We start from the raw sequence: 14,216 nt of genomic DNA on the forward strand, positions 1-14,216 counted from the left end.
GGCCGGACCGCCGCGCCCCTCCCCCGTCGCGCCGGGGATCGGCCCCGTCGCGGGGGCTCGGCCCCTCGTCCGGGACCGGCCCCGCCGTCCGGGATCAGCCCCGCGCCCACTCCTGCTGCCGCGCCAGGTCCGCCTTCACCTCGGCGAGCTGGACCGCGACCGCCGAGGGGGCCGTTCCGCCGCGCCCGTCGCGGGAGGCGATGGCGCCGTGGACGCTGAGCACCGAGCGCACCTCGGGCGTCAGGTGCCCGGAGATCGCGGCGAACTGCTCGTCCGTCAGGTCGGACAGCTCGATGCCCTCGGCCTCGCAGACCTTGACGCAGGCGCCGGCCACCTCGTGCGCGACCCGGAACGGCACGCCCTGCTTGACCAGCCACTCGGCGATGTCGGTGGCGAGCGAGAAGCCGGCCGGGGCCAGCTCCTCCAGCCGCTCCCGGTGCACGGTGAGGGTGGCCATCATCCCGGTGAACGCGGGCAGCAGCACCTCCAGCGTGTCGCAGGAGTCGAAGACCGGCTCCTTGTCCTCCTGGAGGTCCCGGTTGTAGGCGAGCGGCAGCGCCTTGAGGGTGGCCAGCAGGCCGGTCAGGTTGCCGATCAGCCGGCCGGACTTGCCCCGGGCGAGCTCGGCGATGTCCGGGTTCTTCTTCTGCGGCATGATCGAGGAGCCGGTGGAGAAGGCGTCGTGCAGCGTGATGAAGCCGAACTCCTTGGTGTTCCAGATGATCACCTCCTCCGCGATCCGGGAGAGGTTGATGCCGACCATCGCGGTCACGAAGGCGAACTCGGCGACGAAGTCGCGCGAGGCGGTGCCGTCGATGGAGTTGCCGACCGAGCCGCCCTCGAAGCCGAGGTCGGCGGCGACGGCCTGCGGGTCGAGGCCGAGCGAGGAGCCGGCCAGCGCGCCGGAGCCGTACGGCGAGACGGCGGTGCGGGCGTCCCACTGGCGCAGCCGCTCGGCGTCCCGGCCGAGGGCCTGCACGTGCGCGAGGACGTGGTGGGCGAAGAGCACCGGCTGGGCGTGCTGGAGGTGGGTGCGGCCGGGCATCGCGGTGTCCGGGTGCGCCTCGGCGAGGCCGACCAGGGCCTGCTGGAGGTCGAGCAGCAGGCCGCCGATGGTCTTCGCGTGGTCCCGCAGGTACATCCGGAACAGGGTGGCGATCTGGTCGTTGCGCGAGCGTCCGGCCCGCAGCTTGCCGCCGAGGTCGGGGCCGAGGCGCTCCAGCAGGCCGCGCTCCAGGGCGGTGTGCACGTCCTCGTCGGCGACGGTGCCGGTGAAGGTGCCCGCCTCGACGTCGGCGAGCAGCTCGTCCAGGCCGGCCAGCATGCCGGCCAGCTCCTCGTCGGAGAGCAGGCCGGCCTTGTGCAGGACCCGGGCGTGGGCCTTGGAGCCGGCGATGTCGTACGGCGCGAGGCGCCAGTCGAAGTGGACCGAGGCCGAGAGCCTGGCCAGCGCCTCGGACGGGCCGTCGGCGAAGCGCGCACCCCAGAGGCGGACGTCGGAGGACTGCTCGGCGGTCATCGCGGTGGCTCCTTCATGCATGTGCAGTGGGTGGCATAAGTATGCACGACGCCGCATGAAACACAAAACCCCGGCCGGACGGTCTCCGTCGGCCGGGGTTTCGCGCGTTCGAGGTGCTACTGCGCCTTCGCCTGGGCGAGTTGCATGAGGTGGTCGGCGAGCGCCTGCCCGCCGGCCGGGTCCCGGCTGATCAGCAGGACGGTGTCGTCGCCGGCGATGGTGCCGATGATCTCGAACACCTCGGCCTGGTCGATCGCCGAGGCCAGGAACTGGGCGGCGCCCGGCGGGGTGCGCAGCACCACCAGGTTGCCGGAGGCCGTCGCGGAGACCATGAGCTCGCCGGCCAGCCGGGCCATCCGGCCCTCGCTGGCCGACTCGCCCATCGGCGCGCGCGGCGTGCGGTCGCCGCCCTCGGCCGGGACGGCGTAGATCAGCGCGCCGTCCCGGTTGCGGATCTTGACCGCTCCCAGCTCGTCCAGGTCCCGGGAGAGGGTGGCCTGGGTGACCACGAGTCCGTCGTCGGCGAGCAGCTTGGCGAGCTGGCTCTGCGAACGCACGGGCTGGCGGGTGAGCAGGTCCACGATCCGCCGGTGGCGCGCGGTGCGGGTCTGCGGGACCTGCGGCGTCGGGCCTGCGGCGGACGGGCCGGAGTGGGAAGCGGTCATGTGATTATTCTCCCGGACGACGGTCAATTCGCATCGGCCGGGGCGCCCTCGCGCACCGTCCGGAGGATGCCCGGCAGCGCGGCCAGGAAGGCGTCCGCCTCCTGCTCGGTCAGCACCAGCGGCGGGGCCAGCCGGACGGCGTCCGGGACGGCCGCGTTGACCAGGAAGCCCGCCTCCTGCGCGGCGGCCTGGACCTGCGCCGAGACCGGCTCGGTGAGCACGATGCCGAGCAGCAGGCCCGCCCCGCGCACGTGCGAGACCAGCGGGTCGCCGAGCGCCTCGACGCCCTGCCGCAGCCGCTCGCCGAGCTTGCGGACGTGCTCCAGCAGGCCCTCGGACTCGATGGTGTCCAGCACCGCGAGCCCGGCCGCGGCGGCCACCGGGTTGCCGCCGAAGGTGGTGCCGTGCTGGCCGGGGGTGAGCAGCTCGGCGGCCGGCCCGAAGGCGAGCACCGCGCCCATCGGCAGGCCGCCGCCGAGCGCCTTGGCCAGGGTGACCACGTCCGGCTCCACGCCCTCGTCCGCCTGGTGGGCGAACCAGTGGCCGGTGCGGCCGACGCCGGTCTGGATCTCGTCCAGGACCAGCAGGGTGCCGGTGGCCCGGGTGATCTCGCGGGCCGCCTTCAGGTAGCCCTCGGGCAGCGGGATCGCGCCGTTCTCGCCCTGGACGGGCTCCAGGAAGACGGCGGCCGTCTCGGTGGTGACGGCCGCGCGCAGCGCCTCGACGTCGCCGAACGGGACGTGGGTGACGTCACCGGGCAGCGGGCGGAACGGGTCCTGCTTGGCGGGCTGGCCGGTGAGCGCGAGGGCGCCCATGGTGCGGCCGTGGAAGGCGCCCTGGAGGGCGACCAGGTGGGTGCGGCCGGTCCGCCGGCTGATCTTGAAGGCGGCCTCGTTGGCCTCGGCGCCGGAGTTGCAGAAGAACACCCGGCCGCCCGGGCGGCCGTCCAGCTCCAGCAGCCGCTCGGCGAGCGCGATGGTGGGCTCGGCCATGAAGAGGTTGGAGACGTGGCCCAGGGTGGCGATCTGCCGGCTCACCGCCTCGACGACGGCCGGGTGGGCGGTGCCGAGGGCGTTGACGGCGATGCCGCCGAGCAGGTCGGTGTACTCCTTGCCGTCGGCGTCCCAGAGCTTGCTGCCCTCGCCGCGCACCAGCGGGATGCGGGGGGTGCCGTAGTTGTCGGTGAAGGCGTGCTGCCAGCGCTCGGCGAGCTGCTCGTTGTGGGTCGTACCCGTCGTACCCGTCGCGCCGGTCGTACCCGTCGCGCCGGTCGTGCTGTCGGTGCCAGTCGTGCCGCTCATGCCAGTCCCCCGGTCACGGTCGTTTCGTCGTCCGGCACGACCATCGTGCCGATGCCCTCGTCGGTGAAGATCTCCAGCAGCAGGCTGTGCTGGACCCGGCCGTCCAGGACGCGGGCGGTGCCCACGCCGGAGCGGACGGCCCGCAGGCAGCCCTCCATCTTGGGGAGCATGCCGCTGGCCAGCTCGGGCAGCAGCTCCTCCAGCTCGCTCGCGCTGAGCTGGCTGATCACGTCGTCGGATTCCGGCCAGTCCTTGTAGAGGCCCTCGACGTCGGTGAGGACGACGAGCATCTCGGCGCCGAGCGCGACCGCGAGGGCGGAGGCGGCGGTGTCGGCGTTGATGTTGTAGACGTGGCCGTCGGTGCCGCGGGCGATCGAGGAGATGACCGGGATGCGGCCGTCGGCGATCATCGCCTTCACGGCGCCGGCCTCGATGTTGACGATGTCGCCGACCAGGCCGATGTCGACCTGCTCGCCGTCCACCACGGCGTAGCGCTTGACCGCCGTCATGGTGTGGGCGTCCTCGCCGGTCATGCCGACCGCGAACGGACCGTGCTCGTTGAGCAGGCCGACCAGCTCGCGCTGCACCTGGCCGGCCAGCACCATCCGGACCACGTCCATGGTCTCCGGGGTGGTGACCCGCAGGCCGTTGGTGAAGCTCGACTCCAGGCCCAGCCGGTCGAGTTGGGCACTGATCTGGGGGCCGCCGCCGTGCACCACGACGGGGTGCAGCCCGGCGTAGCGCAGGAAGACGACGTCCTGGGCGAAGGCGGACTTGAGGCTGTCGTCCACCATGGCGTTGCCGCCGAACTTGATCACGACGGTCTTGCCGTGGAAGCGCTCCAGCCACGGCAGCGCCTCGATCAGCGTCATGGCCTTGGGCAACGCGGTGTTGTTGCGGGCCTGTTCGCCCTTGGGTGCGATCTGCACGGGTTTCCCTCGTCGATGGGGGTCCCCCCGGCCGCGGGCCGGGGGGATGTCGCGGATCAGGCGGGCTCGGGTGGAGCGGCGCGGATCAGGTCGAGTAGGCGCTGTTCTCGTGGACGTAGTCGGCCGTCAGGTCGTTGGTCCACAGCGTGGCGCCCGCCGTACCGGCGTTGAGGTTCGCGGTGATGACGACCTCGCGGCCCTTCATGTCGACCAGGTCGCGGTCCTCGCCGACGCCGCCGGACTTGCAGACCCAGACGCCGTTGATGGCGACGTCCAGCCCGTCCGGGTCGAAGGCGGCGGAGGTGGTGCCGATCGCGGCCAGCACCCGGCCCCAGTTGGGGTCCTCGCCGTGGATGGCGCACTTGAGCAGGTTGTTGCGGCTGATCGTCCGGGCGACCTCGACGGCGTCGTCCTCGGTGGCGGCGCCGGTGACGTCGATCCGGATCTCCTTGCTCGCGCCCTCGGCGTCGCCGATCAGCTGGCGGGCCAGGTCGGCGCTGACCGTGCGGACGGCCTCGGCGAACTCGGCCCGGTCCGGGACGGTGCCGGAGGCGGCGGAGGCGAGCAGCAGCACGGTGTCGTTGGTCGACATGCAGCCGTCGGAGTCGATCCGGTCGAAGGTGGTGCGGGTGGCGCCGCGCAGCGCGTCGTCCAGGGCGGCGCTGTCCAGGTCGGCGTCGGTGGTGAGGACGACCAGCATGGTGGCGAGGCTCGGGGCGAGCATGCCCGCGCCCTTGGCCATGCCGCCGACCGTCCAGCCGGCCGGGCTGGTGTACTCGGCGGTCTTGTGCACGGTGTCGGTGGTCTTGATGGCGATCGCGGCGGCCTCGCCGCCGTCCTCGCCGAGCGCGCCGACGGCCAGGGCGACGCCGGGCAGCAGGAGGTCCATCGGCAGCCGGACGCCGATCAGGCCGGTGGAGGCGACGGCGACCTCGCCCGCGTTGAGGCCCAGCTCCGCGGCGGCCTTCTCCGCGGTGGCGTGGGTGTCCTGGAAGCCGAGCGGGCCGGTGCAGGCGTTGGCGCCACCGGAGTTGAGGACGACGGCGGAGACCTGGCCGCCCTTGAGGACCTGCTCGGACCAGAGCACCGGCGCGGCCTTGACCCGGTTGGCGGTGAAGACGCCGGCCGCGGCGAGCGAGGGGCCGTCGTTGACCACCAGGGCGAGGTCGGGGGTGCCGGAGGCCTTGATGCCGGCGGTCACACCGGCGGCCCGGAAGCCCTTGGCGGCGGTCACTCCGACGTTGGTGCTCTTGCTCACGGTGCGACTCCGTTCACGGGCAGGCCGAGCTCCTCGGGCAGGCCCAGGGCGATGTTCATGCTCTGCACCGCGCCGCCGGCGGTGCCCTTGACCAGGTTGTCGATCGCGCTGATCGCGATGATCCGCCCGGCGGCGGCGTCCAGGGCGACCTGGACCAGGGCGGTGTTGGCGCCGTAGACGCTGCTGGTCTGCGGCCACTGCCCCTCGGGCAGCAGGTGGACGAAGGGCTCGTCCGCGAACGCCTCGGTGTAGGCGGCGCGCAGGCTCCGGGCCGTCACCCCGGGCCTGGCCTTGGCCGAGCAGGTGGCGAGGATGCCGCGCGGCATCGGGACGAGGGTGGGGGTGAAGGAAACGGTGACCGGCTCGCCCGCGACCGGGGAGAGGTTCTGCGCCATCTCCGGGGTGTGCCGGTGGACGCCGCCGACGCCGTATGGGCTGACGCTGCCCATCACCTCGCTGCCCAGCAGGTGCGGCTTGGCGGCCTTGCCGGCGCCGGAGGTGCCGGAGGCGGCGACCACCACGGCCTCCGGTTCGGCGAGCTGCGCGGCGTAGGCGGGGAACAGCGCCAGGGAGACGGCCGTCGGGTAGCAGCCGGGTACGGCGATCCGGTTGCTGCCCTTCAACGCGGCGCGGTGGCCGGGGAGTTCGGGCAGGCCGTAGGGCCAGGTGCCGGCGTGCGCGGTGCCGTAGAACTGCTCCCAGTCGGCGGCGGCCTTGAGCCGGAAGTCGGCGCCGCAGTCGATCACCAGGACGTTCGGGCCGAGCTGCTCGGCGACGGCGGCGGACTGACCGTGCGGCAGGGCCAGGAACACCACGTCGTGGTCGGCCAGCACCTCGGGGGTGGTGGCCTCGAGGACGCGGTCGGCGAGCGGGCGGAGGTGCGGCTGGAGCAGGCCCAGCCTGGTGCCCGCGTTCGAGCCGCCGGTCAGCGCCCCGATCTCCATCTCCGGGTGGCCGAGCAGCAGGCGCAGCACCTCGCCGCCCGCGTAACCGCTCGCGCCGGCGACGGCGACTCGCAATGCCATGGCGTTCCTCCTTAGTCTTGGCATGAATATACGCGTGACGGAAAATTCATGCAAGGAGGTTGTGCCGGACCCCCGCCGGGGCGGGGTGCCCGGGTCAGCGCTTGACGGCCCGCAGCACCACGAACTTGGGGTTCCCGGCGACGAGTTGGCAGTTGCCGAAGAGGCGGCGCAGCTTGACGTGGTAGCCGAGGTGGCGGTTGCCGACCACCCAGAGCTCGCCCCCGGGGCGCAGCGCCCGCTTGGCGCCGGTGAACATCCGCCAGGCGGTGGCGTCGGTGGTGGCCTGGTGGGAGTGGAACGGCGGGTTGTTGAGCACCAGGTCCACCGAACCGGGGGCGACCACGTCCCGGGCCAGGGCGTCGGCGGCCAGGAACTCGGCCGGCGCGTCCGGGCCTAGGTTGGCGCGGAAGGTCTCCTCGGCGGAGGCCACCGCCTGGTGCGACTCGTCCACGAACACCAGCTCCGCGCCGGGCCCGGCCAGCGCGGCGGCCGTGCCGACCACGCCGTTGCCGCAGCCGAGGTCCACCACCCGGGCGCCGGGGGCGGGGACGGGCAGGTGGGCGAGGAGGAAGCGGGTGCCGATGTCGAGCCGGTCGGCGCAGAAGGTGCCCGCGTGGTTGACGACGGTACGGCCGGAGGCGGGGCCGATGTCCTGGGGCAGCGCGTAGCGGTGCGGCCACGGGTTGGGGCCGGGGTCCAGCGCCCGGTCCGGGGTGCAGAAGACCAGCCGGGCCTTGCGGGCGGCCAGCGAGGTGCGGGTCGGGCCGAGGATCCGCTCGAAGAGCCGGAGCGTGGAGGTGTGGATCTCGGTGACCATGCCGGTGCCGATCACCACGGCGCCCTCGTGGACGGCGGGGGCGAGCCGGTGCAGCTGGTCCTCCAGCAGGGCCAGGCTCTTGGGCACGCGCACCAGCAGCACGTCGATCCGCTCCGGCGGGGCGTCACGGGTGGTGAGCAGCCGGGACTCGTCGACGGCGGCGCCGGCCCGGGCCAGGTTGGCCAGGGTGGCCTGCCGGCCGAGGTGGGAGTCGGTGATCTGGACCGGCCGGTACTCGGCGAGCGCGGTGGTCAGCGCGCCCCAGCGGTCGCCGAGGACGGCGACCGTCCGGCCGGCCAGCTCCGTCGCGGTGCCGGCCGCGCTGTCGGCCTCGCCCGCGAGGTGGCGCAGCAGGTACTCGTCGGCGGCGTCCCAGGCCCGCAGCCGCTCGCGCGGGTCCTCGGGGAAGCGGGTGAGCGCGAAGGCGCCCCACGGGGTGGTGAAGGAGGTGTCCGGCGGGGTCGCGGCGGGCGTGGTCTGGGGATTCATCGTGTTCTCAGGCTATCCGACGGTCCCGGGGGCGGTTACGGACGGATACTGGAAGGGCCCGGCCGAGAGAGGTGAGGGCGATGGAGTGGAAACTCGAAGTCGTGGTGGTCCCGGTCTCCGACGTGGACCGCTCGAAGCTCTTCTACGAGGAGCAGGCCGGGTTCACCGTCGACCACGACACCCTGTTGCGGGACGGGATCCGGGTGATCCAGCTGACGCCCCCGGGTTCGGCCTGCTCCATCGTGGTGGGCAAGGGGGTGATCGACTCGCCGCCCGGATCGGTCAAGGGACTCCAGCTGGTGGTGCCGGACATCGAGAAGGCGCACGCCGAACTGGTGGCCCGCGGTGTGCAGGTCAGCCCGGTCCAGCACTTCGTGGCCGGGGCCCGGGTGGACGGGCACGGTGAGGCGTGGAACAACTTCCTGTTCTTCAACGACCCGGACGGGAACGGCTGGGCGATCCAGGAGGCGCCGCCCGCGGGCGGGCAGGCCGTCCTTGGGTAGGCTCCCAGGATGGCTGAACACGAGGGAAGCGTGCGGGTGGACAGCTGGATCTGGTCGGTCCGGCTGGTCAAGACACGGGCGCTGGCGGCGGCCGCCTGCCGGGCCGGGCACGTCCGGGTGAACGGCGAGCGGGCCAAGCCCGCCCAGACGCTGAAGCCCGGGGACGAGGTGCGGCTCCGCGAGGAGGGCCACGAACGGGTCGTGGTGGTGAGCAAGCTGATCCGCAAGCGGGTCGGCGCCGTCGTCGCGGCGGAGTGCCTGGTCGACAACAGCCCGCCGCGGCCGCCGCGCGAGTTCGTCGCGGCGGCCGGGACGCGGGACCGCGGGGCCGGGCGGCCGACCAAGCGGGAGCGCCGCGACCTGGACCAGCTGCGCGGGCACTGAGCGGCGCGGAGCCGCTACGCGACGTCCGCGGTGGCGAGCACCTTGGCGAGGAAGCCGCCGAGGTTGCCCACCGTACGGTCGATCTGCAGCTCCAGCGGCAGCGACTCGTCGGGCCGGGTGACCAGCGTGGACTTCTTCAGCCCGCGCACGTAGAGCGAGCAGGCCAGGTCGGCGCAGATGTACGTGCCGACCGTGTTGCCCTCGCGCCCGGCCGCCCCGGCCCGGCGGGCGGCGAGCAGCGCGACCCCCGACCCGGCGTGCGCGGTGATGCACAGCGAGCACACGTTGGTCTTGGTCAGGCTGCGCCGGATCACCGAGGAGCGCAGCGTCACGCCGACCGGCTCGCCCTCGTACGGCGCCACCAGGTACGCCCGGTCGGGCGCGCCCTGGTCCCGCCAGCCGAGGAAGTCCAGCTGCTCCCAGGGCAGTTCGGCCAGACCCCGGGGCAGGTGGAGCCGGCGGGCCTCGCCCTTGGAGCAGTTGACGAAGGACGCGCGGATCTCGTTCTCGCTCAGGGGTTCCATGCCGCGGACGCTAACACCGGCCGGCCGGGCCTGTCGCGCCGTTTTCACCCGGTCCGTACCGGGTGGGCGGCCTGGACGGCGAGCCGGCGCGGGGCGTCCTCGCCGATCCGGGTGAGCAGGTCGTCCAGGGCGAGGAAGGCCTCCCAGCGCTCCTTCCCGCCGGCGGCGGCGAGGCGGTCGACGACCAGGTCCTCCAGGTCCTGGACCCGCTTGTTCTTCCAGGCCTTGTCGGCCAGGCCGACCAGCAGGTCCTCGACGGTGGTGCCGGGCTCGTCCCAGCTCGCGTGGGTGCGGGCGAAGCGGGCGAGGTGCTCGGGGACGCCGTGGGCGAGCAGCAGGGCGTGCCCGGCGGGCTCGTGCCGGGAGCCGGGGGCGGAGAGCTCCTCGGGGTGGACGGTCTTGCCGATGTCGTGGGTGGCGGCGCCGTAGAGGACGGCCGCGCGGTCGAAGGCCAGGCCTTCGCGGGCGCAGAACCCGGCGATCTCCTCGGCGACCCGGTGCACCAGCGCGAGGTGGGCGACCAGGCGGGGCGGGGCGTCGACGGCCCGCAGCAGTTCGGCGACGTCGGCGGGCAGCGGCGGCAGGGCGGTGGTGGTCACGCCGCAGGGTAGCCGCGGGGGTGAGGGGTTGTCAGTGGGGTTCCGTAGCCTTCGACGGTCCGGTCCCGGCGTAGGAGGGAGGCGCCGGGACCGGGCCTGCTGTTCGAGGCGGACGACTACCGCTTGAAGGCGACGCCGGCGTACGCGGAGACGTCCTGCCAGCCCTCGGGGAGTTCGGAGGTCGGCACGTGGCCCGCGACGGGGCGCCAGAGCGGGAGCTGGACGAGCCCGGGGCCGACGAAGTCGAAGTCGCCGAAGAAGGGCTCGACGCCGGAGCGCGGGCGCAGCACGAGCGGGGCGCTGGCGCTGCGGTAGATGCGGGTGCCCTCGGCGGCGCTCTCGCGGGAGGCGAAGTCGGGGCTGCCGTGGGAGAGGATCAGCGCGCTGCCGGGGGCGAGCGCGTCGCGCAGGGTGCGGACGATCTGCTGGGCGCCCTCCTCGTCACGGATGAAGTGCAGGACGGCGACCAGCATCAGCGCGACCGGCTGGGAGAGGTCGACGGCGCCGGCCAGCCCGGGGTGGCCGAGGATCGTGGCCGGGTCGCGCAGGTCGGCCTCGATCACCGAGGTGTGCCCGGCGGGGTGGCCGGCCAGCAGGGCGCGGGCGTGGGTGGCGACGATCGGGTCGTTGTCCACGTACACCACCCGGGCGTCCGGGGCGACCCGCTGGGCGACCTCGCTGGTGGAGCCGACCGCCGGGATGCCGGTGCCGATGTCGACGAACTGGCGCACGCCCCGGCCGGCCACGTACTCCACCGCGCGGCCGAGGAACTGCCGGTTGGTGCGGGCCAGCAGCGGCAGCGCGGGGTAGGCGGCTATCGCGGCCTGGGCGGCCTTGCGGTCGGCCTCGAAGTTGTCCTTGCCGCCGAGGTAGTAGTCGTACATCCGGGCGGTGTGCGGGACGCCGGTGTCCAGCTCGCTCGGCGGCTGCCAGTCGCCGGTCCTGCCCCAGTCCCACTCGGTGTCCGTGCTCCGGCCGGTCGCCGCGCTGTCCTCGTACATCCTGTCCGCCCCCAATGCGCCATGCCGGAAGAGTTCGGCCACCGCCCGTCCTCACGCGGTGCGCGGTGATCGTATCCAAGGACACGCCGTGGAAACAGCGGGAGTTCAGGTTTACGCAACACCCGGTGACGGAGTGTGTGCACGTCAAGAAGGGTCCGGACGCTCGGCCCGGATCGCCCGCCCGAGCCGTCCTCTCTATGCTGGCTGCCGATGACTGCCGACCGCCGCAGCGTGCTGCGCACCACCGCCCGACTCGCCGCCCTCGCCGCCACCGGGGGGCTGCTGGCTGCCTGCGGCACCGGCACACTCCGCCGGGCCGACCCGGGGGCGCTCGCCGCGCACCCCGGCACGGTGGACCCGCAGCACACCACCGACCCGGCCTGGAACGGCGGCGAGGGCCCGGCCTCCCCCGAGCCCACCGCCCCGGCGGAGCCCCGGCCCGACGCCGAGCCGACCGCCGCCGCGGCCGCCGCCCAGCCCAGCGCCCCGCCGGCCCCGCCCGCGCTGCCGCCGCTCGCGCCCGGCACCCCGGTCGAGGTCGCGTACGGGCCGCGCACCGGGAAGAACGTGGCGCTCACCGTCCACGGCAGCGGCGACCCGAAGCTGGCCACCGCGCTGCTGGAGATCGCCGAGCAGCGCGGCGCCAAGCTGACCGTGATGGTGGTCGGCAGCTGGCTCGACCAGCAGCCGCAGATGGCCCGGCGGATCCTGGACGGCGGCCACGAGCTGGGCAACCACACCCAGAACCACCTCAACATCTCCGCCATGACACCGGACCAGGCGCGCGCCGAGATCGCCCAGTGCGCGGAGCGCCTGCAGCGGCTCACCGGCTCGATCGGCCGCTGGTTCCGGCCCTCCGCCGCGCAGTACGCCACCCCGATGGTGCGCGAGCAGGCCAAGGCGGTCGGGTACGAGCACGTGCTGTCCTTCGACGTCGACCCGCGCGACTACAACGACCCCTCGGCGGCCGAGCTGCAGCGCCGGGTGCTGAACTCGGTGCGCGGCGGCTCGGTGGTGGCGCTGCACATGGGGCACCAGTGCACGGTGGACGCGATGCCCGGTGTCCTGGACGGCCTGGCCAAGGCGGGGCTCAAGCCGGTGACCGCCAGCCAGCTCTGCGCCTGAGCGGTCGGGAGCGGTCTGACGGGCCCCGGGGAACACCCCAGGTCAGACCATCGGATCGTCGTCCTTGTACGGGCGCAGCCGCAGCGTACGGGCGTCCGCGGCGCGGATCGCGTCCGCCCGGTTGACCAGCTCCTCCAGGTCGTCCCGGCCGGCGTGGATGAACCGCCCGTGCAGTCCGTCGAAGCGGCCCCGGGCGGCGTCCACGGTGACCGCGACCATGTACGGGATGGAGCCCCAGGTCGTCGTCTCCTTGAACATCGGCATCGCGGCGGTCATGTCGGTGGCCACCGCGCCCGGGCTGACGTCGAGGACCACGACGCCGTTGCGGGCGAGCGAGTCCGCCATGTTGTCGGAGAGCTGGAGCAGCGCGCCCTTGGACGTGGCGTACGCGGTGTAGTTGCCGTCCGGGCGCAGCGCGAAGCCGGAGTTGAGGTTGACCACCCGGCCGCTCCGGCGGGCGACCATGCCGGGGAGCACGCAGCGCAGCAGGTTGTAGGGGCCGCGCAGGTTGGTCTCGATCACCTGCCACCACTGGTTCGCGTCGGTCTCCCAGATCGGCACCTCGGCGCGGTCGACCAGGCCGGCGTTGTTGACCAGCAGGTCGATCGGCCCGAGGTCGCGCTCGACCAGCCGGACGGCCTCGCGCACCGAGCCGGGGCGGGTGACGTCGGCGGTCACCGCGACGCCCCGGGAGCCGCGCTTGACGCACTCCTTGAGCGTGTCGGTCAGCGTCTCGTGGGTGCGGCCGACCAGGCCGACGGACATCCCCTCGGCGGCCAGGCCGATGGCGAGCTCCCGGCCGATGCCCCGGCCCGCGCCGGTGATCAGGGCGACCTGTCCTGCGAGCGATCCCGTCGACACCCTGTGCTCCCTTCACGTCCCCGGCCCTGTCCGCGTCCGCCCCCGGCCCCGTCTGCGGCATTCTGTCGGCAGCCGGGCGGAGCGGGCCCCGGGCACACGGGTCCGGGGCCACTGCCTCACTCGTTCGGGTGAAGCCCGACCCTGGCACTACGCCGGGGAGGGGGTGACCTACTGGCCGGTACGGAGTAGTAACGTCGTCGGGGCGGTGACCGGTGCACCCATTCCGGCACACCGGCCCGTCGTCCAGCAGCTCGCTGGGCCACCCGAAAGCTGGGCGACCCCCAGCACCGTCGAAGGGCAACTGAGTGAGTGACATCGCGCGCGTCGGAGTGATCGGCTGCGGTCTGATGGGGTCGGGCATCGCCGAGGTCTTCGCCCGGGCCGGGCTGGACGTCCTGGTGTCGGAGGCCAGCGGTGAGGCGCTGGAGTTCGGCCGCACCCGGCTGACCAACTCCCTGGAGACGGCGGTCAAGCGGGGCAAGCTGAGCCCCGAGCAGCGGGACGAGGCGCTGGCCCGGCTGTCCTTCACCGTCGAGCTGTCCGACTTCGCCGACCGCGACCTGGTGGTCGAGGCCGTCGCCGAGCGCGAGGACATCAAGGTCAAGATCTTCGAGACCCTGGACCGGGTGGTCGAGCGCCGCGACGCGATCCTCGCCTCCAACACCTCCTCGATCCCGATCGTGAAGCTGGCCGCCGCCACCACCCGCCCGGAGCAGGTGATCGGCCTGCACTTCTTCAACCCGGCGCCGGTGCAGAAGCTGGTCGAGGTCATCCCGACCCTGACCACCTCGGCGACCACCACCGAGCGGGTCGAGGCCTTCGCCTCCCAGGTGCTCGGCAAGGAGCCGATCCGCGCCCGCGACCGGGCCGGCTTCGTGGTCAACGCGCTGCTGGTGCCGTACCTGCTGTCCGCGGTGCGGATGTTCGAGACGGGCGTGGCCACCGCCTCCGACATCGACAAGGGCATGGAGGCCGGCTGCGCCCACCCGATGGGCCCGCTGCGGCTGTGCGACCTGATCGGCCTGGACACCATCGTCTCGATCGCCGAGTCGATGTACGACGAGTACAAGGAGCCGCTGTACGCCGCTCCCCCGCTGCTCTCCCGGATGGTCGACGCGGGCCTGCTGGGCCGCAAGTCCGGCCGGGGCTTCTACGACTACACCGCGAGCGCCTGACACCCCGGCGCGCGAACGGCGGGGCCCGGCGGCTGTGAACC

The 14,216-nt window shown here is 73.6% G+C and carries 15 protein-coding genes; 4 read left to right on the plus strand and 11 right to left on the minus strand.

Translation table 11 applies throughout. The features are described 5' to 3' along the window. Nucleotides 1-94: 94 nt before the first annotated feature. The 7 genes from argH to ACFU7Z_RS23350 all read right to left on the minus strand — a co-directional run bounded on the left by argH (nt 95) and on the right by ACFU7Z_RS23350 (nt 8,003). Nucleotides 95-1,519: an argininosuccinate lyase gene (argH, locus tag ACFU7Z_RS23320; RefSeq protein ID WP_117487176.1), complete on the minus strand. Its 1,425-nt coding sequence runs from the start codon at nt 1,517-1,519 to the stop codon at nt 95-97. 116 nt (nt 1,520-1,635) lie between these two features. Next, a complete protein-coding gene (locus tag ACFU7Z_RS23325) occupies nt 1,636-2,184 on the minus strand; it encodes an arginine repressor (protein ID WP_049652068.1) in 549 nt (182 codons plus the stop codon). Nucleotides 2,185-2,207: 23 nt separating this feature from the next. Further along, nucleotides 2,208-3,485, minus strand: coding sequence for an acetylornithine transaminase (locus tag ACFU7Z_RS23330; RefSeq protein ID WP_380779382.1), 1,278 nt, complete (start codon nt 3,483-3,485; stop codon nt 2,208-2,210). Beyond that, nucleotides 3,482-4,357: an acetylglutamate kinase gene (gene argB, locus ACFU7Z_RS23335; RefSeq protein WP_049652078.1), complete on the minus strand. Its 876-nt coding sequence runs from the start codon at nt 4,355-4,357 to the stop codon at nt 3,482-3,484. The genes ACFU7Z_RS23330 and argB overlap by 4 nt, the downstream gene beginning before the upstream one ends. Before the next feature lie 142 nt (nt 4,358-4,499). Then, entirely contained in the window at nt 4,500-5,672 is a 1,173-nt protein-coding gene (argJ, locus tag ACFU7Z_RS23340; RefSeq protein ID WP_074002355.1) for a bifunctional glutamate N-acetyltransferase/amino-acid acetyltransferase ArgJ, read from the minus strand. Beyond that, nucleotides 5,669-6,697, minus strand: coding sequence for an N-acetyl-gamma-glutamyl-phosphate reductase (gene argC / locus ACFU7Z_RS23345; protein ID WP_380779384.1), 1,029 nt, complete (start codon nt 6,695-6,697; stop codon nt 5,669-5,671). Before argC ends, argJ begins: the two co-directional genes overlap by 4 nt. A gap of 94 nt (nt 6,698-6,791) precedes the next feature. Beyond that, nucleotides 6,792-8,003, minus strand: a complete 1,212-nt coding sequence (locus ACFU7Z_RS23350; protein ID WP_380779386.1) for a methyltransferase — start codon at nt 8,001-8,003, stop codon at nt 6,792-6,794. Between the two features lie 80 nt (nt 8,004-8,083). On the opposite strand from ACFU7Z_RS23350, the gene ACFU7Z_RS23355 reads away from it, so the two are divergent. Next, the gene (locus tag ACFU7Z_RS23355; protein ID WP_074002352.1) at nt 8,084-8,506 is read left to right on the plus strand and encodes a VOC family protein; all 423 of its coding nucleotides are present in this window, start codon (nt 8,084-8,086) and stop codon (nt 8,504-8,506) included. 9 nt (nt 8,507-8,515) lie between these two features. After that, entirely contained in the window at nt 8,516-8,890 is a 375-nt protein-coding gene (locus ACFU7Z_RS23360) for an RNA-binding S4 domain-containing protein (RefSeq protein WP_074002351.1), read from the plus strand. A 14-nt stretch (nt 8,891-8,904) separates the two neighbouring features. On the opposite strand, the gene ACFU7Z_RS23365 is transcribed toward ACFU7Z_RS23360, so the two are convergent. From ACFU7Z_RS23365 to ACFU7Z_RS23375, 3 genes are all read right to left on the minus strand, one after another. Further along, nucleotides 8,905-9,414 (minus strand): FBP domain-containing protein, encoded by a 510-nt coding sequence (locus ACFU7Z_RS23365; RefSeq protein ID WP_049652075.1) that lies wholly within the window; start codon nt 9,412-9,414, stop codon nt 8,905-8,907. A gap of 44 nt (nt 9,415-9,458) precedes the next feature. Beyond that, complete coding sequence (locus ACFU7Z_RS23370) at nt 9,459-10,013, minus strand: phosphohydrolase (protein WP_049652076.1); 555 nt, start codon at nt 10,011-10,013, stop codon at nt 9,459-9,461. Nucleotides 10,014-10,129: 116 nt separating this feature from the next. Continuing rightward, on the minus strand, nt 10,130-11,014 hold the full coding sequence (locus ACFU7Z_RS23375) for an SAM-dependent methyltransferase (RefSeq protein ID WP_079272094.1): 885 nt from the start codon (nt 11,012-11,014) through the stop codon (nt 10,130-10,132). Between the two features lie 210 nt (nt 11,015-11,224). Between ACFU7Z_RS23375 and ACFU7Z_RS23380 the strand changes: the two genes are divergently transcribed. Continuing rightward, complete coding sequence (locus tag ACFU7Z_RS23380) at nt 11,225-12,139, plus strand: polysaccharide deacetylase family protein (protein WP_380779388.1); 915 nt, start codon at nt 11,225-11,227, stop codon at nt 12,137-12,139. 42 nt (nt 12,140-12,181) lie between these two features. Here the strand turns inward: ACFU7Z_RS23380 and ACFU7Z_RS23385 are convergent, their stop codons facing one another. Continuing rightward, complete coding sequence (locus tag ACFU7Z_RS23385; protein ID WP_049649864.1) at nt 12,182-13,000, minus strand: SDR family NAD(P)-dependent oxidoreductase; 819 nt, start codon at nt 12,998-13,000, stop codon at nt 12,182-12,184. A gap of 305 nt (nt 13,001-13,305) precedes the next feature. Between ACFU7Z_RS23385 and ACFU7Z_RS23390 the strand changes: the two genes are divergently transcribed. Further along, a complete protein-coding gene (locus tag ACFU7Z_RS23390; RefSeq protein ID WP_074002349.1) occupies nt 13,306-14,175 on the plus strand; it encodes a 3-hydroxybutyryl-CoA dehydrogenase in 870 nt (289 codons plus the stop codon). Nucleotides 14,176-14,216 lie beyond the last annotated feature (41 nt).

Source organism: Kitasatospora sp. NPDC057518, assembly GCF_042802075.1.
Lineage (GTDB): Bacteria > Actinomycetota > Actinomycetes > Streptomycetales > Streptomycetaceae > Kitasatospora.

What these genes read in the sequence shown, in the direction of transcription:
- argH (WP_117487176.1), bottom strand. Translation starts at nt 1,519, where the DNA reads ATGACCGCCGAGCAGTCCTCCGACGTCCGCCTCTGGGGTGCGCGCTTC.
- ACFU7Z_RS23325 (WP_049652068.1), bottom strand. Translation starts at nt 2,184, where the DNA reads ATGACCGCTTCCCACTCCGGCCCGTCCGCCGCAGGCCCGACGCCGCAG.
- ACFU7Z_RS23330 (WP_380779382.1), bottom strand. Translation starts at nt 3,485, where the DNA reads ATGAGCGGCACGACTGGCACCGACAGCACGACCGGCGCGACGGGTACG.
- argB (WP_049652078.1), bottom strand. Translation starts at nt 4,357, where the DNA reads ATGACGCTGATCGAGGCGCTGCCGTGGCTGGAGCGCTTCCACGGCAAG.
- argC (WP_380779384.1), bottom strand. Translation starts at nt 6,697, where the DNA reads ATGGCATTGCGAGTCGCCGTCGCCGGCGCGAGCGGTTACGCGGGCGGC.
- ACFU7Z_RS23350 (WP_380779386.1), bottom strand. Translation starts at nt 8,003, where the DNA reads ATGAATCCCCAGACCACGCCCGCCGCGACCCCGCCGGACACCTCCTTC.
- ACFU7Z_RS23355 (WP_074002352.1), top strand. Translation starts at nt 8,084, where the DNA reads ATGGAGTGGAAACTCGAAGTCGTGGTGGTCCCGGTCTCCGACGTGGAC.
- ACFU7Z_RS23360 (WP_074002351.1), top strand. Translation starts at nt 8,516, where the DNA reads ATGGCTGAACACGAGGGAAGCGTGCGGGTGGACAGCTGGATCTGGTCG.
- ACFU7Z_RS23365 (WP_049652075.1), bottom strand. Translation starts at nt 9,414, where the DNA reads ATGGAACCCCTGAGCGAGAACGAGATCCGCGCGTCCTTCGTCAACTGC.
- ACFU7Z_RS23375 (WP_079272094.1), bottom strand. Translation starts at nt 11,014, where the DNA reads ATGTACGAGGACAGCGCGGCGACCGGCCGGAGCACGGACACCGAGTGG.
- ACFU7Z_RS23380 (WP_380779388.1), top strand. Translation starts at nt 11,225, where the DNA reads ATGACTGCCGACCGCCGCAGCGTGCTGCGCACCACCGCCCGACTCGCC.